This is a genomic window from Cyclobacterium xiamenense, assembly GCF_900109255.1.
Taxonomy (GTDB): domain Bacteria; phylum Bacteroidota; class Bacteroidia; order Cytophagales; family Cyclobacteriaceae; genus Cyclobacterium; species Cyclobacterium xiamenense.
This window is the reverse complement of record NZ_FNZH01000002.1, coordinates 989,452-1,008,355: the sequence shown is the minus strand read 5'-3', so window position 1 is coordinate 1,008,355 and position 18,904 is coordinate 989,452. Positions and strand designations below refer to the sequence as shown.

12 protein-coding genes are annotated in these 18,904 nt (G+C 48.7%); 3 read left to right on the top strand and 9 right to left on the bottom strand.

The annotated features are described in order from the left end of the window. Positions 1–44: 44 nt before the first annotated feature. The 5 genes from BMW71_RS08970 to BMW71_RS08950 form a co-directional block, all read right to left on the bottom strand. Positions 45–3,125: a SusC/RagA family TonB-linked outer membrane protein gene (locus tag BMW71_RS08970; protein ID WP_092172360.1), complete on the bottom strand. Its 3,081-nt coding sequence runs from the start codon at positions 3,123–3,125 to the stop codon at positions 45–47. Positions 3,126–3,617: 492 nt separating this feature from the next. Beyond that, complete coding sequence (locus BMW71_RS08965) at positions 3,618–5,222, bottom strand: purple acid phosphatase family protein (protein ID WP_177179595.1); 1,605 nt, start codon at positions 5,220–5,222, stop codon at positions 3,618–3,620. A 322-nt stretch (positions 5,223–5,544) separates the two neighbouring features. Next, positions 5,545–8,313, bottom strand: a complete 2,769-nt coding sequence (locus BMW71_RS08960; RefSeq protein ID WP_092172354.1) for a TonB-dependent receptor — start codon at positions 8,311–8,313, stop codon at positions 5,545–5,547. 6 nt (positions 8,314–8,319) lie between these two features. Continuing rightward, positions 8,320–9,408: a phytase gene (locus tag BMW71_RS08955; RefSeq protein ID WP_092172351.1), complete on the bottom strand. Its 1,089-nt coding sequence runs from the start codon at positions 9,406–9,408 to the stop codon at positions 8,320–8,322. 192 nt (positions 9,409–9,600) lie between these two features. Next, positions 9,601–11,247: a tetratricopeptide repeat protein gene (locus BMW71_RS08950; protein ID WP_092172349.1), complete on the bottom strand. Its 1,647-nt coding sequence runs from the start codon at positions 11,245–11,247 to the stop codon at positions 9,601–9,603. Between the two features lie 241 nt (positions 11,248–11,488). Between BMW71_RS08950 and BMW71_RS08945 the strand changes: the two genes are divergently transcribed. Then, positions 11,489–13,783, top strand: a complete 2,295-nt coding sequence (locus BMW71_RS08945) for an alpha-L-fucosidase (protein ID WP_177179594.1) — start codon at positions 11,489–11,491, stop codon at positions 13,781–13,783. Positions 13,784–13,804: 21 nt separating this feature from the next. On the opposite strand, the gene BMW71_RS08940 is transcribed toward BMW71_RS08945, so the two are convergent. Further along, positions 13,805–14,194: a globin domain-containing protein gene (locus BMW71_RS08940; protein WP_092172343.1), complete on the bottom strand. Its 390-nt coding sequence runs from the start codon at positions 14,192–14,194 to the stop codon at positions 13,805–13,807. Between the two features lie 136 nt (positions 14,195–14,330). Then, positions 14,331–15,353, bottom strand: a complete 1,023-nt coding sequence (pdhA, locus tag BMW71_RS08935; protein WP_092172824.1) for a pyruvate dehydrogenase (acetyl-transferring) E1 component subunit alpha — start codon at positions 15,351–15,353, stop codon at positions 14,331–14,333. A gap of 104 nt (positions 15,354–15,457) precedes the next feature. Here pdhA and recF point away from each other — a divergent pair, with 104 nt between their 5' ends. Beyond that, a complete protein-coding gene (gene recF, locus BMW71_RS08930) occupies positions 15,458–16,570 on the top strand; it encodes a DNA replication/repair protein RecF (RefSeq protein ID WP_092172340.1) in 1,113 nt (370 codons plus the stop codon). Here the strand turns inward: recF and BMW71_RS08925 are convergent. Next, entirely contained in the window at positions 16,567–16,983 is a 417-nt protein-coding gene (locus BMW71_RS08925; RefSeq protein ID WP_092172337.1) for a DoxX family protein, read from the bottom strand. The two genes, recF and BMW71_RS08925, sit on opposite strands and share 4 nt — an antisense overlap. Positions 16,984–17,280: 297 nt before the next feature. Continuing rightward, a complete protein-coding gene (locus BMW71_RS08920; protein ID WP_092172334.1) occupies positions 17,281–18,180 on the bottom strand; it encodes a nucleotidyltransferase family protein in 900 nt (299 codons plus the stop codon). 380 nt (positions 18,181–18,560) lie between these two features. On the opposite strand from BMW71_RS08920, the gene BMW71_RS08915 reads away from it, so the two are divergent. Then, positions 18,561–18,899, top strand: coding sequence for a P-II family nitrogen regulator (locus BMW71_RS08915; RefSeq protein ID WP_092172331.1), 339 nt, complete (start codon positions 18,561–18,563; stop codon positions 18,897–18,899). Positions 18,900–18,904: the final 5 nt, after the last annotated feature.

The following is an 18,904-nucleotide window of genomic DNA, read 5'->3' as shown; positions in this document are numbered from 1 at the left end:
CTGATGCTTAATTTTTGAGATTTAACTACCTGTTTCCAGGTGTTTTAAAAGGTTAGGTTGAGGTTAACCATAAACGTTCGCGCCCTGGGATAGGTAAATCGGTCGATCCCGAAGGTTTGAATTCCGGCGGTGGTCGCCCCTGTATTGACCTCCGGGTCAAATCCTGTATAATCCGTAATAACAAACAGGTTCTGGCCAGTCAGGGAAAGCCGGATGGCCTGGAAAGCATTGCCTATTCCCAGTCGGGTTGGGTTCACCGTGTACCCTAACGAGGCGTTGTTTAGCCTGAAAAAGGCACCGTTTTCCAGAAAACGGGTCGATACCGTATTCGAGTTATTGAAGGACTCTTCCGGAAACTGTACCGCAAAATCGGTTGTGTTATTGGAGCGGGAAAGCTGGGCCTTGGTGAAAAGGGACATCGTCGTGTGATTGTAGATCTTGTTTCCAGCTGCTCCGTTGAAGTTCAAACCAAGATCAAAATTTCGGTATCGGAGATTGGTGTTGAATCCATAGATGATCTTTGGAATCGCACTTCCTACTACCACTCGGTCGTTGTCCAGGATTTCTCCGTCTCCGTTGGTATCCACAAACCGGTTTAGCCCGTCTTCCCCGATCCCGTCAAACTGCAGCATGTAAAATGCACCAATAGGCTGGTTGTTGATGTAGCCGTTGATGGTCGCGCCTGTCTGTCCGGCGCCTTGAGCCGCTCCTGTGGTCAAGACCGAATACGGAGAGTCCCGGACTTCGTTTTGGATAAAGGTAACGTTGCCTCCGATGTCGTAAGAAAAGCCCTGACCCGCCCCACTGCTGTAATTTAAGGCCAATTCTACGCCGCTGTTCGCGATTTTCATGTTGTCGATATTGTCCCAAAACGTGGAAGTAGGCTGTATCGGATCCGCAGGAACGACTTCCAGCAAGATATTGGAAGACACCTTGTTGAAATAATCCACCGTACCGCTTAGGCGATTATCGAGAAGTGCAAAGTCAAACCCGATATCAAACTGGGTGGATACTTCCCACTGTAGGTTTGGGTTAGCCAATCGGGTGAAGACAATCCCATACGGATAGCTATCCAGGGTAGTACCGTCGGTGTCAATTGGGTAGGTACTGAGACTACCTGCACCAGTAGCCAGTCGGTCTTCGGAAAAACTAGCTTTGGTGATCTTGGAAGGAATCTCCTGGTTGCCTGTTTGACCCCAGCTTGTGCGGAGTTTCAAGTTGTCGAAACCCGAGTTGGCCATAAAATCCTCCCGACTCAAATTCCATCCCAGGGCGAACGAAGGGAAGTAGCCGTATTTGTTGTTATCCCCGAATTTGGAAGAACCGTCCGCACGGAAGGTGGCTGTAAAGAGGTACTTATCATCGAAGGTATAATTCACCCGGCCAAAAAAGGATTGCAATTCATTTTCGGTAGCCGCAGCGTTGACCGTCGTTGGAAACTCGCTGGTACTGTTGTGGTCCTGATAGCGCGGGTCAATGTTGTTTGCAGCAAAGCCCCTGGAGGAAGTTCTCCTGAATTCATCTAAAAAAATCTGGTAGGAATGTCCGGCCAGTACCGTGAAATTGTGCTGGTAATCGTTCCAGTTGTAGGTCAGCGTATTCTCTATAAGGCTGTTGGTGTTGGCGGTGATCAGTTCGTCCAGGGTACCATCCGAGACATTGGATTCGTTTACCACCTCTGTGAAGGGCCGGTATTGGATGTACCGGGCCGTATTGGAATAATCCACCCCCAGATTCATCTTGTAGGTAAGTCCGTCTAAGATTTCGAAAGAGGGAGCTATTGTACCCAAAATTCGGTTGTTTGCCGCGTCATCGCTGTAGAGCTCGTTTCGCTTCAGGGGGTTGAGGGCATTGGTATTCAGCAGTGTGGGTTCCCCATTCGTGTAGGCAGGGATGGTGGGATTCAAATACAGCATGTCGCTGGAAATGGAACCGATAGCCGGCCGTAGGTTTTCGGTAAAGGAGGCCGTCAGGTTGTAGTCTACGATCAACCGTCCCTCAAAAGCCTTTTGATTCATGTTCAGCTTCCCCGAATAACGCGTAAGCTCACTGTTCTTTAATATACCTTCCTGTTTCTGGTAGCCTAATGAGGCAAAATAAGAGAATCGCTCGGTATTGGCTCCACTCATGGACAGGTTATAGTCCTGCGAAAGGCCCACCTGAGTCAGTTCATCCTGCCAGTTGGTATTTCCTCCAAAATCCTCCAAGGCGCCCCCAACGGCCTGCACTTGTCGACGAAATTCATCCGCACCGAAAACATCGATTTGCCTGGCCATAGACGACCAGGCGGTTGAGGCAGACAGGTTTACCTGAGACGATCCGGACTTGCCTTTTTTGGTGGTGATGACCACTACCCCATTTGAAGCCCGAGAGCCGTACATTGCCGTGGCACTTGCATCCTTCAAGACATCGATGCTTTCAATATCGTTTGGATTTAGGAAATTAAGCGGATTAGAAGCGATGCCGGTATCGGAATTATCGAGAAGAAATCCATCCAACACATACAGCGGTTGCGTGCCGGACCGCAAACTCCCGATGCCCCGGATGATCACGTTTTGGTTGGCACCCGGCTCCCCACTGGTTGAGGTGATGTTTACCCCTGCGATCTTCCCTTGTAGCAAATCCACCGGATTGGTGATCACGCCCCGGTTAAAGTCCTCACTTTTCACGGAACCAATGGCACCGGTCACATCCGAACGCTTCTGTGTACCATAGCCTACCACGACCAGTTCTTCCAGCTGAGTAGCGTCCGGCTCTAATTGAATTTCCAGGATGGACTGCCCATCGACGGCAACTTCCTTTTGCAGGTAGCCCACGTAGGAAACCTGGAGAATAGCGTCCTCGGGTACATCCAGGGAAAATTTACCGTCCAGATCCGTGACGGTTCCGGTGTTGGCGCCTTTTATCAAAATGGTGGCTCCCGGTAATGGCATACCGGTTTCGTCGGTCACTGTTCCGCTAATTGACTGGAGCAGGATTTCCTGGTCAACTTTGGACCTCTTTGTTTCTATTTCGGTCCCTAAAGCTGCTGCTTTGAGTGGGACAGGGCTGGTAGCTAAACCCGCCCAGAGGATAGAACATGCGGCGGCATAGCGGAGTTTTGATACGTGTACTCGTAAATCCATAAAACGTTGGTGTTGGTTGATTAATAGACTGTTACCTAGCTGATTTAAAAGGTAATGGGCACTGGTACGTTTGTTACCCAGCGGCAAAAGTAGGCCAAACGATGATGCGGTGTGGCATGGGTTAGCCTTCAGAAATACGAATTAAACAAAACATAATAGTCGGCAGAAAAGTATAATCGAAACGTAAAAAAATGATCACCTTACCGTTATAAAAAAATGGTACTATCAGGTGCGTTCGACCTTCGGCTCGGCCCGCATGTAGGAAAAAGGCAACGTCTGGGAATACCTATTCCAGCCAGGGTAATTTAACCTTTCAGCTTGTGTGATCAACCATCATTTGATCCGGTTGGGAACGGTTTCACCGCCGGGCAAAGTACCAATTAGCTGTGGAAAAAGTTGGCGGTGTCCAATTAGTAAAACATGCGGCGTTTTACTCTTATTTTAGAAAGTGGAATAAAAGAGAGGGAGGGGGAAGCTAATCAAGATTTCCCGTTAGTTGCGCTTTCGGATTTCAAGCAGATCAACCAATTTTCCATCTGCTGCATGCATGCGAAGTTCGAGCCTACCGTCGGTGATAGCAAGGGTACCGTAGTGAAACCCACGGAAGGTTTTAGCAGAAAACGGCACCCGATTCGGCGCAAAATCTTCCAGATTACCCCCCATTCCACCTACCTGTACGTAGGTAATTCCCCTCTCTACATCTACTTGATCCAGGTAAAGCGGAAAGCTGCGCATGTAGGTATGTAAATGCCCAAAAAACACCATATCTACCTCAAAATCCTCCAACAACCTCAAGAGCGGCTGAAAACGCCTATCCCCGTAGGTTCCTTTTCCCTGCCAGGTATTCCCGTAGTCATCCTCATCCATGGAATAGGGAGCATGGTGCATCATTACAAATTTCCAGGGGCTATTCGAACGGGAAAGTCCCTCTTTCAGCCATTCGTATTGGGCACCTCCTTTTTTGAGTTCATCGGGTTGGTTGGAGTTGAGTACAAAAAATGTCGCCGACCCGTATTCGGTGCTGTAACAGCCTAACGCATTCGCTTGCGGATGATAGGCGGTATACCAAAAAAGGTCACCTTCCCCATTTCCCGCTGCCGGGATGTTCGGAATTCTCGAGAAGAGCGCCGAGGTGCCTGGAAAAAATTCCTGGGTCCATTGCCATTTCTCCGGTTCGTTACCTCCATCGGTCATGTCCCCCAGATGCACCACCGCGTCTACCCGTTCCTCCCAAAGCTGCAGGCCAATTTGCTCGTTGATTTGGGGGCGGGATTCGGTATCGGACACCAGTCCTACCAGAATCGGTGAGTTCTTCTCCGGAGCCGTTCGAAACGTCAACGGTCCACTTTTCAGGACGTTTCCTTGGTCATCGGCTGCCTGGATCTCGTAAAAATACGGAGTATTGGGTTTCAGATCATTCAATTGCACATGGTAGCGATTCTCCTGTTCGGGGGATAGCTCGAAGGCCTCCAATGACCGGATGGCTTCACCAAGGAACAATTTCACGGCTGCTTTTCGATCCAATTCAAAAGTGATTTGCATTTGGCTCGGGCCGGGGACGTAGAGGTAGGGTTCTGCCAGGAAATGAAATTTACCGGGGACGCGAACGCCTTCTCTTTTCCAGAACTGGTGCCGCGCAAATCGCTCGCTTGCCCAGTTTTCAGGCATCTGCCCGGAGAAAATTGCCAGGTGTTTTACCCAGTGGTCCAACTTCATATAGGGCTCTTCCTGTAAGTAGGAACGCAGCAATAAGGATTCACCCCTGGCTTTTTCTCCTTGAAAGAGTAGGTTTCCATTTTCGTAGATCTTCAGATCATTTTCCCCAGTCGCCAAAACGAGGTGGGTAAAGTACTTGTCCCAAAACCGCTGTGGCTCCTCGAAACCGGGCAACAGCCATTTTTTGTTCCAATTGGCGAGAAGGGGGCGCTGGTCCAAAAACACTTCAAAACCGATGGGCTGATTGACGTGATTAAGCAACCAAAACTCGATGATCCAGGGCTGCTCCGTATCCAGGAATCCGTGTAAATCAATGCTATACGCCGCACTGGCCGGTTGGTTCACCAGGGGAAAAACCTGAGGTTCGTGAAACAGCTTCAAAGGCCGCAGGCTAAGAGAGTCTTGAAATAGGGGGCTATTGGCATTTCGAGGCAGCCCCCTATTTGGCCAAAACCACCTTTCCCACCTGATTTCCTGGGCGGTTGCGCTCGTAAAACAAAGAAAAACAAATATTAAATAAAGGAGATTTTTCATTGGTGTGATCCTTGGCACTGGTTTCTCACGTTCGCGTTCCCTGAATATAAATAAAAAATGAATACCCTTACTGGTTTTATGGTTTGGCGGCTGGCAAAAAGGCCAGCATCCAAAAAAAAGGCCGCCCTACTTGACTGGGCGGCCCCTCTCATTTGGATCCAATGTTCACTTATTCAAACAGGTCAAACTTCAGCCCGAAATTAAACCGGGCGTTGTAGTATTCCATTTGCATCGTGCGTGATCGGATTCCCTGGTAGTAGCGTAAAGGCTGGTTGGTGAGGTTGTTCCCCTCGGCAAAGAGTCGCCATTTTGGTGTGATGGCATAGGAAGCGTTCGCATCCAGAAAAACCTGTCGATCGTAATACCGGTCTTCAAAGCCTTCCCCGCCCAATTCATCCAGGTAATCGGAGGCGTAGTTAAGCGCCAGTCGCAGTACCAATTTGTCCGTTTCGTAGGATAGCGAAGCGTTGAACATGTTCTCAGCCGTACCTGGCAACACCAGGTCATCGTTGTCTCTTCCCTCTATTCCTGTGGTGGACGACCGGGTATACGTATAGTTCAGGTAAATCCCCAGGCCTCTCCATATTTGTCGCTGAAAGGATGCTTCAAGTCCGTATACACTGGCCGTACCGCCGTTTTCTGGTCTGGAGTATTCTAGATTTGAGCCAAAAACAGGATCATTGTATCCTTGGGTAGTAATCGTGTAAATAAAATCATCAATGTCCTTATAAAAGGCACCCGCAGATAGGATACCGACACTGGAATAATACCGCTCCGCCATAAAATCAAAATTCATAGACGTGGTTGCCCGCAAGTTTGGATTTCCCCGGGCCAATTCCTCGTCATCCGGGCTAAACTCTGCGTAGGGCACCAGGTCAAAATAATTAGGCCGGGCAATTGTATTGGTCCAGGCAAACCGGAGAACGGTATTGGCATCGGCATCGTATTTCAAATGAAGGCCTGGCAACACGTTGGTGTAGTTCTGTTCGCCAGCGGTGGGACTGATGGTTTCTTCATCGATATTAAAGCTATTTCCCCGGTAGTCAATGGCCGTATTTTCTACCCGAAGACCTGCAATAGCCGAAAACCTTTCCGAAAACTGATGGTCAGCCATCGCATAGGCCGCCGTGATGTTTTCATTAGCGGTGTAGTTTCCGGGTGCATACTCCTCTGGCAAGTCGGTGCCATCAAAAAGGCTGGAATTCCCCAGATTTAATCCACCAAGAAATTCAGGTGTCGCAAAGTATCCTGCCTGATATTGGGATCCAGCCAGGTAGTTGGGATCCGAGTAGTCTCTGTTTGGGACGGATCCGATGCTTGCTCCAAAGCTGTCTTCATCCACTGGCTCAAATTCAAAGAAGTCATTCTGACGCTCCTTTCGTTTGCCCCTGTAGCGCAAGCCGAATTGTAAGATTCCTTTGTCGGTGTAGGGCAATTTAAAGTCCAATCTGGCATTCAAATCCCGGTCAAAGGTAAACTGGTTTTCCTCCGAAATCTCTTGAAATCCTATACCTAAATTATCCTGAGGATTGGATAAATTAACGTTCGGGAATTCGGGATTGGTTAAATCTACGAATACGTCCTGGTTGGAGGACCTGTAGGAGATGTAACGCTCATTCGGACGCTCTTCGGATGCGCGGGCATAGGTGGCGCTCCAGTCCATTTTAAGTCTGTTAAATAAATGATTTCCTCCCAGGCTCATGTTATAAACCCGCTGATCTTCAAGTCTTCGGTTACCGACTCTCCCACCGTCTATGCCTCCTTTGGTCTGGTATTGCACCCTCCCTTTGGTCTGGAATACATTGGGAGCACTCTCGGTAAAATCTCCGTCATCAAAGGAATCATCTAACCTTCCAACGCGCATTCGGAATCGGTTTTCCCAATCATCCCGGTGGTTATACATCCCGGATAGAAACAGTTGGTTGTTGTCATTGATTCTAAAATCGGTTGCAAGGTTTATGGATCTTCGGACACGCTGCACCAGGTATTTTCGGATGTCAAATTCTTCCAGTGCCACGCCGTTATCTGAATTGTACCAAACAGCCTCGACATTGTCTGAGCCAAAGTTGTGGTTGTTGTAGGAGCCAGAAAGGATCATGCCCAATTTGTCATCCAGGAAGCGGTCTCCCAAAACCAATCCCCCGGTCCAAATGGGCTTATTGGAAAGCAAGTTGATTCCGCTTGCAGCGGTACCAGATATTCTCAAATTATTCGGTGCCTGACGGGTTACCAAATTGACCGAACCTCCGATGGCATCGGCATCCATGCTCGGCAATACCGCCTTATTAACTTCGATCGTTTGGATCATATCCGAAGGAATCAGGTCCATTTGAATATTTCGGTTGTCACCTTCCGCGGACGGGATTCGCTCCCCGTTTAGCGTCACGGAGTTTAACTGCGGAGCCATTCCACGAATGATGATATCGCGCGCCTCTCCCTGATCATTTTGCATGGTAATGCCCGGAATACGCTTCAGTGCATCGCCAACGTTGGCATCGGGAAAGCGCCCGATCTGGTCAGAAGAGACGATATTGGTGATATTGGCATTGTTTTTTTGCTGATTCAGTGCCTTGGCCTGCCCCTTCAGCCGGTCACCAAATACAATAAATTCTGCTGCATCCAGCGCCGTCTGATCCATTCTGAAATTCAGCGTGGTTGTACGCCCTGTTTGAATTTCCACAGGTTGGGAAAGCTGTCCGTACCCCAGGTAGGATACACTGACTTCATACGACCCTTCCGGCAGGTTGGATATGGAAAAGTCCCCTTTCTGGTCCGAAATGGTCCCGTAATTGGTGCCGGTCAATACCACATTGGCTCCTGGCAGCGAAAGATTCTCCGCATCGATCACTCGTCCTTTCAAGACTCCTTGTGCCCATGCATTTCCTGCCAGCAGGAAAAAGAGCAAAAGGGAAGAAAATAAACGTAGGTGTTTTTTCATGATTGCTTATTGTTGTTGGTTGATAAACTTTTCGAGTTGTTCCCAGGAATAAATCTGGAAGGTCTTGTCATCCGACATGGCGACAAACAGTCCTTTTGAAAAATCTCCTCCCATGTTTACGGCCGTGACATCGTTGCCATCACTGGAAAGGGTACTCAAAGGGATTTTAACCAGGAGAGGATGATCGTGCGGCCCCTTATCACTTCCTTCTCGTGGAAATGCGTGAAAGAGATTGGCTCCCTGGTCGGAAACCAACAGGTAGCCTTCCGTAGCAGAGGATTTGTAAATGGAGATTCCCTCGTGATCATCCGTAAATCCTTCGGTAGCAAAAAGGGCCAACTCCTCGTTTCCCATCTGTGGCTCCGCATGGTACTTTCTTACTCCTGCACCCTCATCGGAATAATAGATATAGCCCAGCTCCTGATCCACGGCAATGGCTTCGATTTCTTTCTTTCCGGAAAAATTCCCGAATTTTCGCACCAGCTCAAGCGATACCTCGCCCTCCGCTCCCTGCACTTCGTATTGCCAGAGGTACGTCCCATCTGTCGGTCCGTTTTTTCGGCCTGCGATGATATAGGTTTTGCCGGATTTGGGGCTTTGGTACACAGCAATCCCCATCAGGTCGCGGTATTCTTCGCCAGTTTCTCCCGCATAGACCTCCAATCCTCCGGGGTTGATTTCCTGCATGTCGGGAAGCGAGTAAAAGCGAACGCGTGAGGTCAAGCGTTCGCCCGTGATGGCAAAATCCACCGTATCCCTACCCAGCGGCAACCCGTAACCCACATCCACATTGTTGGGGCGTTGAATACCGCGCCTGACCAGACTGTCGATGACTTTTCCCCTCAGATCAAACACGTATAAGGCACCGATGGAATCTTTGTCGGTCCCGATGATGAGACTTTGATCCGGATTTGATGAATTGATCCATATAGCGGGATCGTCGGTATCGTGGATGACCGGGTCACTCACGTAAAGCGGTTGGATGATTTCGGTAGTAGTTTCCGCTGATTCATCGCCTTTCTGGGTAGTCCCTTCACAAGCAACGAGTCCCGACAGAATAAAAAATGAGAAATAGTACGTACGTTTTTTAAGCATGATTCACCTTTTTTTTGACCCTACAAGATTCGGAAAAGCGGCGAATAAAAAAGGAAATTAACGGTTAAGAATGCAGCGCCGCTACCCAATGAAAACCGTTAACAAAACCGAAACAGTTTTAAAAAAAAATAGTGCAATGCATTGATTTTTAAACTGTTAAAAAGTATTACCCTAAGATTAAGAAATCTTGAATCATAAACAGTGAAGGTAATGCTGCAGGTCCCTGCCCTCTGAAAGCTGCAAACGCTTTCGGAGCCTGTACCTGGAAATCCGCAGGCTTTCCATGGAGATTCCCAGCGTTGCGGCGATTTCCCTGCTGCTCAAGTTCATCTTCATCAGGCAGGCAAGTTTGACATCTCCCGTGGTGAGCGCTGGGTTCCGGCAGTTGAGGTTTTTTAAGAAATCCTGATGCACGTTTTCGAAGGTATGCTTGAAGCTTTCCCAGTCGCTGTCTTGTCCCAGGTTCGCGTCGATTTGTTTCATGAGGTTTCGAAGTTTCTTTCGTTGGTCCTTGGGATCTTGCTCCAGGGCAACCTTCAATTTCGATTGGATTTCTTTGAGTATTTCATTTTTCTCGATCACGTGAAGGGTTTGGGCAGACAACGCCTTCTGCTGGGCTCCCACCTCGGCAGCCATTCTTGCCTCCAGGAGATTGATGTTTTCCTTCTCGGTCTGAATCAAGCGTTCGTTGATTTCCAGGAGTTCCTCTTGCTTTCTGAGGGTACTCTTTGTGGCGCGTATTTTCAGCCGCTGCCGGGAGATCAGGCCCCATCCAAGTCCCAATAGCGTCAAAATTAGCATCATTAAAAGCCAACGAATTCGGGTTTCGAAAACATGAATACCTTCCAAATGGGCTATTTTCTGCTGTTTTTCTTTGATTTCATAGTGAAACTCCTGTGTGGCCAGCTGCCGTGCAGCTTCTTCAGAAAAAATCGTTTCACTCAACTTGCGGGCTTTGGCCAACTGTTCATAAGCCTTCTCAAAATCCCCCAATGCCGCATACGCCTTACCCAGGTCCACCGTAGCACTTCGTTCCAAATAGTTGTTTCCAAGCTCCTGACTTATCCGGATAGCCTCCTCGTAATACGAAAGTGATTCCCCGGCCCGATTGGTTTTTCTCCGCGTATCCCCCAGGTTATTGATATTCCCCGGCATGTTCAACTTGTTTCCCATGGCGATGTTTAGCGCATAGGCCAACTGGAAATAACGCTCTGCTGAATCGTATTTTTCCAGATCCTCGTAGATGCTCCCAACGTTTTCGAACAGAGTGCTCAAGTCAGTCGAATCACCGCTACCTCGAATCAGCTTGATGGCATCGTTTTGATAAATCAGTGCCTGCGTGTAGTCGCCCGACTTCTCATACATCGATCCGATTAGCCCTTTGGACCGGGCCATTCCCTGTATATCCTGCTCCTCCTCGTACAAGTGAAGCGCGGCTTTGTGCCGCTGTAGCGCTTCTGAAAGGCTTTTCGTTTTGTAATACAGCTTCCCAATTTGGTTGTAGACGTTCGCCAGACAAGCGGTGCAAGCCATCATTTTAAAAAGCCTTTCCGCTTCGTAAAACTTCGTCGTTGCTTCGTTGTACAAGCCAAATTCCATCAAGAGTTGCCCCTCCAAAAAAGTGGCTTCGGCTTGTTCGGCTAAGCTAAGGGGCGGATTTTGCCCCAGGAAATCCGAAAGCTCCTGATAGGCTTTCCTGGGATTGGTCTCGAAAAGCCGTTGTAGCCGATCCAAACCATCGGCCGGATTTTGTCCAAACACGCTTCCCAATGGGATGAAGCAAGCAATGAGACAGCATACTTTCACAAAACGAACCATCTTACAAGATACTTCGCTCATGTAACGTTATTGTGACCGGAGTTTTGTCTTTTTGTAAAGTAACGTTCTCCAACTGGAAGGTAAACCGAAGACCGGGCTTTGCGCGCCAGTTCAACGCCGGGAAGTTTAAATTTTCCGATAAAAACAGTAAATGTTGTATATTGATCCCTGGTTACCGTTGACCTAAAATTGCATCATCCATACCATGCCTTCTTTTCAACGCATTGCCTGCATTGTATTTTTTCTTTATTGCCACCAACCAATGGCCCAAACCACCTGGCAAAACCCTATCCAAAAGCAGGGGCGGCTGGGATCTCCACTGGTGGAAACCTCGCCCTTCGTATTCAAGGAAAAGCTCTACCTGCTGGAAAACAACCAACGCTTTTGGGACATCCCCGGGGCCAAACCGGGAGACCACTTTCAGGAAGACGAGGTACGCATCCGGGATCTTGCCACCAACGAAATCGTTTCCGTGCCTCTGAAAAACCATGCCTTCGGGACCGTGCTGACCTGGGAGGACCGGGTGTACGTGTTTGCCGGCTACTATGGAGAAGGCAAACCCTGGCGGAAAATCACGGAAATCGTCGTCACCAGTTCAGCCGACCTGAACGAATGGACCAAACCCGAGACCATCCTTCGGGCAAATCCGGAGGAATATTTTTTCAATACGGCCGTCTGCCGGGGCAAGAACGACTTCATCCTCCTCTACGAAACCAGCGATCCCCAATGGACTCCCTTTACCTTTCGCTATGTCAGGTCCGCAGACCTGAAAAACTGGCAGGAAATTCCGGAAGCCATTTATGGCACAGATAAGTACGTAGGCGGGCCTGCCCTGTACTACGAAAACGGATGGTACTATACGCTATACCTGAAATCCCTGAAACCTGGCTACGAAACGCACATTACCCGCTCCCAGGACCTGATTCATTGGGAAGATGCACCGGAAGACCGGCCCTTTGTTACCTTTGATCCTGGCCACAAAAACATTCCCTTAATCGATCCCTCCATCGCGGAAAGCAATGCCTCTGATGTGGAATTGTGCTATTTCAAGGGGCAGACTGTTCTGTATTTCACGGGTAGCGACCAGACCACTGCGGGCGATTTACAGTGGGCCACCTTTCCTGGCACACCCGAAGAACTATTTGTGCATTTTTTTGATGAGGCCGGCACAATCGACGCAGAGCCCCCGAAACCGCAGGGCAACTGGCTGCCTGTCTTACTGGCACCGAAAAAACCAGCGAAAGGCATCGATTCCTCTTCCGAGAACCTTCAAGTCCTACCCACTCCCCAGCAATTGGCCTATCAGGAAAGGCAATTGGGCGCCTTTATTCATTTCGGTCTCGCCACCTACGCGGAAGCAGACATGATGATCGTACCGGAGGCCATGCGCTTCAATCCGGCACAACTGAACGCCGAACAATGGGTAAAAACAGCCCAATCCTTTGGTGCCAAACATATCGTACTTACCGCCAAACACCACAATGGCTTTTGCCTTTGGCCAACTAAAACCACGGACTATTCGGTGAAAAACAGCCCCTGGAAAGGGGGTAGCGGCGATGTGGTCGCAGAATTCGTGAATGCTTGCAGAAAATACGGTATGAAAGTCGGACTGTACCTCTCAGGAGGGGACACCCATTTCGGTTGCACCAGTAGCCCGGATCCCCAAGGTGAACGAGTGATCCGGGGGGATGTTCACCGCTATTTCCCGGTTTTCCTGGAGCAATTGCGCGAACTTTTGACTGGGTACGGGGAAATTTCTTACCTCTGGTTTGATGGTGCCTACGATCCGTTCGGGTGGGATGTAACGAACCCGGTTACCGGGATTCCCCTGGGCACTTCCTATGGCGATGCCATTCAGGCAATGGTCCGGCATCTGCAACCCAAGGCCGTCATCATGGGAGGCACCAAACCGGATGTGCGCTGGTCCGGAAGCGAACAAGGCTGGGCACCCTACCCCTTGGATAATGTTGTAAAACCGGGAGAAGGGCTGGCAAAATGGGTAGGGCCGCAAAATGCCGGCTACATTCCAGCAGAAGCCAACCTGCACACCCGCTCTACCTGGTTTTGGAGAGCCAATTCGGACCATACCCTAAAAGATTCCTCCTACCTGATGAAGGCCTATCTGGAGTCAATCGGCAGAGGGGCCAATCTGCTCGTAAACATGACCCCGAACGACAGCGGCCGCATCCCCGAGGCAGAGGTAAAACTTCTGGAAAAATTTGGTACGTCCATCCTAAGCACGTTCGCCAATCCGCTTGCGGTGACTTCTTCCAAAATGCACCCCACCTCCGAGATAACCTTATCCTTGACCCAACGCACAGCGGTTGACCTGCTGGAACTGGAAGAAGTGTTGGAAAAAGGACAGCATATCCGGCAATATACCCTGGAAGCCTGGCTCGATGGGCATTGGCAGCCTGTTGCCAGCGGAGAGACCATTGGACGAAAGCGTATCCAGTATTTCGCTCCGGTCACCACCGACCGGCTGCGGCTCCGTGTATCGGGTGACAGCCCTAATTTAGCGTTGGAACGTTTTGCGGTGTATGGCCCGGATTTTTAAGCAGGCTGGGCAGGGCACCGCTTAGCCACCTTCCGGCGGATGCCGGTTTACCATATGTTGTGCGGCCCGATAGAAATAAGTAGACATGGCTTCTCGTGCTTCCGCTTCCATTGGGATCTGATCCAAAGCCTTCCCCATGCAGCCTAGCCATCGATCACGCATTTCCGGGTCAATGGCCCATTGAAAATGCCTTCTACGCAACATGGGGTGCCCCCTTTTTTCCAAATAGGTAGCCGGCCCTCCAAAGACATGAAGCAAAAACCAATACAAGCGCTGCCGGGCAGGTTCCAGGTCTTTTGGATACAATTTTCTCAGGTCGGGTGTACGCTCCACCTCCTCGTAAAAATGGTCCACGAGTTGGTGAATTTTTTCTTCACCCAGTAGGGTATAGACGGAAAGCGGGGCTGACATGGGGCAAAGATAGAAAAAACGGCGCTTCTACCGAAGAAAAGTACTTCGAGCAGGGATTGAACTGGTCTGCACCCAGGTAAACAAAAAGCCACCCGCGTATACGAGTGGCCTTAGTAATCGGTGGAATGCAAGACGTCTAATCTCGAACAAATGGATAGTCGTCTTCGACGTACACGTCTTTGAAGGCGTCCTCTCCTTTCGGCCAGGGGGATTCTTCGGCAAATTTCACCGCATCGGCTACCTGCTTCTTCACCTTGGCTTCTATTTCTTTGATCTCGTCTTCCGATAGAATTTTGTTGTCGAGGATGGTGGCTTTCACCTGCTCCACCGGGTCGCGCTGCTTGTACTCCTCCACCTCTTCTTTGGTCCGGTATTTTTGCGGATCGGACATGGAGTGTCCTTTGTAACGGTAGGTACGGAATTCCAACAAGGTTGGGCCATCTCCTTTTCTGGCGCGATCGGCTGCTTCTTTCACCGCTTCGTGCACTTCCTCCACATTCATGGCGTCTACCGGAAAGGAGGGGATATCATACGATTCACCCAGGGTGTATAACTCGTCCACATTGGAGGAGCGTTTTACCGAGGTACCCATGGCATACCCGTTGTTTTCGATTGCGAATATCACCGGAGATTTAAACAGCATGGCCAGATTCAATGCCTCGTGAAAGGCTCCCTGACGCACCGCACCGTCCCCCATATAGCAAATGCAAACATTTTTTGTACCCTTGTACTTTTCGGCAAATGCGATACCCAATCCCATGGGAATCTGTGCACCAACGATGGCGTGCCCTCCGGCAAAATTCTTCGATTTATCGAATATGTGCATGGATCCACCTTTGCCTTTGGTGGTGCCGGTTTCCTTTCCAAAAAGCTCAGCCATTACCGCACCGGGATCCGTTCCCAGCCCCAACGGCTGCGCGTGACAGCGGTAGGCCGTGATCCATTTATCGTCTTTCTCAAGAGCCGTGATGGCTCCAGCGGCGCAGGCTTCCTGGCCTATGTAAAGGTGACAAAATCCACGGATTTTCTGCTGTCCATACAATTGTCCGGCTTTCTCTTCAAAACGCCTCATGAGCAACATGCTTTCGAACCAATAAGTGTAGGTTTCCTTGGAATATTTTGCTTTAGATTTACTCGTAGTTGAACTCTTCTTTGCCATACCGTATTCTATAAAATATGCTAACTTTGGCCTCAAATATAATGAAATCAACGCAATTTTGCGCCCGTTTGCGAAAATAGTAAAAAACATCCGTTGAATCCCTCATGCACCTGAAAAACTTAGAACTGATCCAATTTAAGAATTACGAACGGGAACAATTGGAATTCAATGCGGAAGTCAATTGCTTTTTTGGGGAAAACGGCGCTGGAAAAACCAATCTGCTTGATGCCATCCACTACCTTTGCCTAACCAAAAGTGCCTTTTTACCCCTGGATAGCCACCATATCCGGCACCAAGGCAGTTTCTTTACGCTAAAAGCAGTCTTCGAGCGGGAAAATAAAACCCTGTCGGTGACTTGTGCTTTTGAAAGCAATAAAAAAAAACGACTGGAGGTAAACGGAAAACCCCACGATCGCCTGAGCGAACACATCGGCTTGCTCCCATTGGTCATGATCGCGCCGGACGATACACAGATCATCACCGGAGGCAGCGAAGAACGAAGAAAGTTTTTTGACGGCATGATTTGCCAGACCGACAGCCATTACCTGCAGCTGCTAATCCGGTACCAACACTACTTAAAACAACGAAACGCTTTATTGAAGCGATTGGCCGAAGAAAAACGGCCCGACCGGTTGCAGCTGAGCCCCTATAATCACCGGTTGATTCAACTATCCTCCGAAATTCACGCCCTACGCCAACGCTTTCTCGAAGCGTTCAATCCCTACTTTCTGGATCACTACGCGGCTATATCCGGAGCCCGGGAAACGGTGGGAATTGGCTACAAAAGTCAGGTCGGTGAACCGGATTTTGACACAAGGTTCGAGGCCTCCATTAATCAGGACCTGACCCTTAAGCGAACAAGCATGGGCATTCATAAGGATGACTTTGTCTTTCAGCTGAACAACTATCCCATCAAAAAATACGGCTCACAAGGGCAAAAAAAGTCGTTTTTGATCAGTCTCAAACTGGCGCAATTCTTTATCTTTAAGGACCTTAAAGGGACCAAGCCTATTCTGCTACTGGATGATATCTTCGATAAACTCGACGATCAGCGGATTTTCCATCTTATGGCAAGGGTTGCAAAAAAAGAATTCGGACAGCTTTTTATTACCGACGCACGGCCGGAACGATCCAAAGAAATCCTTCAGACGATTCAGCCAGCCGCCACATTTTTTACCATCAAGTCGGGGACCATAGCGAATCGGGAAATGGGCTAATACCGGCGTCGCTTCAAAATCTGCCCGTCCAGGGAAAACTTACCTGGGCCGGTTAGCATCAGCACCACAAATACCAGCAAATACATCAAGGCCTTTTCCTGCTGACCAAACGGGTCGCTTCCGTGTACCACGAAAGCGATAACGGCCATGTTAATAATCATGGGGACAAGAAAAATCCGGCTCATAAATCCCAGTATCAGAAAGATGGCACAAAAAAATTCGGCAAAGATGACCAGTTGCAAGGATACCGCCGAACCCAACCCAATCGGATCGGCAAAACTGTTTAGCCGATCGCTGAAGTTGGTTATCTTGGACCATCCGTGGGTCAGTAGCATCACGGAAGTACCTACCCGCAATAACAATAATGCAAGGTCTGCGCCTATTGGTGTATGAAAAAAAACAATTCGCTTCATCTGTTTTTAAGTTGTTTTTTATGGCCACTTAGCCAGCCCCAATCAGAATTGCGAGATTCCTGCCTACCGGAAGGCGGGTCGCATGGTTGAATGGCATTCCTCTGTATGCCGCTTGCATCCTGTCGCCTACAGGCAGCATCGATTTCATTGGGAGATAGGTTATTTATAACGCTTTACCGAAATAAAGTTACGCAAAATTCTTTCCCCTCAACAAAATTTTCTCAATTGTTTTCTCCTGCTGCAAGAGGGGCTTTGTCTGAGAAAAACGCGACAATGACACCCCTGCCCGGGAAGATCCTACCAGAGCTTTTCGGGATAAACTCCCGCTGCGTGGAGCTTCTGAAGCGCATTCACCACATACTCCCGGTCCTGCCCGTAGGTCACGCCGAACCATATTTTGCCCCCCTCCAGTATTTTTATTCGGGCAATTCCTTCTTGAATCAGGGAATTGACCACTTTTGGGATATAGAATTCGGACTTGAGGTTTCCCTGATTTTCTGCCAGAAAAGAAGTCCACAATTTTTCCGTTTGTGCAAAAACTGCCGGATGAAATCCCCAGCAATTCATGGAAACCGGGTTGTCCGGAGCAATTTCGAGTTTTTCTGCCCCGTCCTTATGAAAAATTCCATCGGCAGTACGTGCAATTGCCGTGCGCTCGACCATGCCAGTCAAAAACCCTTCGGGCGTAGACTCGCAAACGCCCCGACTTACCGTTCCGTAGTCCGACAGCACATTTTTGATCGCGTAGCCTACCATGCAGTGTAGCTGAGGACCGACTTCGTTGCGCAAAAACGCGGAAAGCATTTGAAACGCCTCTTCTCCGTAAAAATCATCCGCGTTGATTACCGCAAAGGGTTCGTTGATGACGTCCTTCGCACATAATAGCGCATGCGCCGTCCCATAGGGCTTTTTCCGCTCGGGATCAACGTAACGATCCGGCACCATGCTATCCAACGATTGAATGACAAACTCTACCGCGACTTTACTGCCAAATTTCGGCACAAAAATCGCCTTCGCCACATCCAATATTTCCTTTCTGACAATAAATACGACTTTACCGAAACCTGATCGGATGGCGTCGTAAACGGAGTACTCCAGAATCGTCTCCTGATTCGGACCAAATCCATCGATCTGTTTGTCCCCCCCGTACCGGCTGCCCATACCGGCCGCTAAAATTAAAAGTGTTGGTGTATGCATACTTGATTAAAGATGGCTGATGAATTCCTGTTACAGGAATAATTTTATCTTCCAAAGGTACTTTTTTTGGGCTTTCCCGCAGATCTATCCCCTGTTTTTTTATTCACCTAGGCTCAATAAAATGAGGGAAATAGGGATATTAATACGAACTAATAATCTATCGATTAACATTTTTTTTACAAGCATAGGCTCTTTTAAAAGGTATTGTTATTTATAATCTCACTTTTTCTGCTAGTTTACGTCTTATTTGATCCCATTTTCTAGTTTTTTTACATTTTTTAGCTAGATTTAATTGCGAAATCCGTTTTGGTTTTTAATTTTGTAAAAAACAAAATTTTTAATCATAGATTTAGCAACAAAACGTTAACCCTGTTGAAAAAATGAAAAAAATTGAAGCATTAATTAGGACTTCGAAATTTGATGAAATTCACCAATGCCTGTCTGGACTTGGTGTAAAATTTTTGACCTTCTACGAGGTCAAAGGAATGGGGCTGCAACATGCCCGCACCCAGACGTACCGGGGAGTGGCCTACGAACCCACCTTTATTCCCCGAACAAAACTGGAAATCATTGTTCCCGATGAGTTGGAAGAAGATGTAATCAGCTGCATCCTCAGAGAAGGAAGAACCGGCGAAGTAGGAGATGGTAAAATCTTCGTCTATGATGTGGGAAAAGCATTTCGAATCCGAAATGACGACGCTGGAGAAGCAGCGCTATAAGCAGC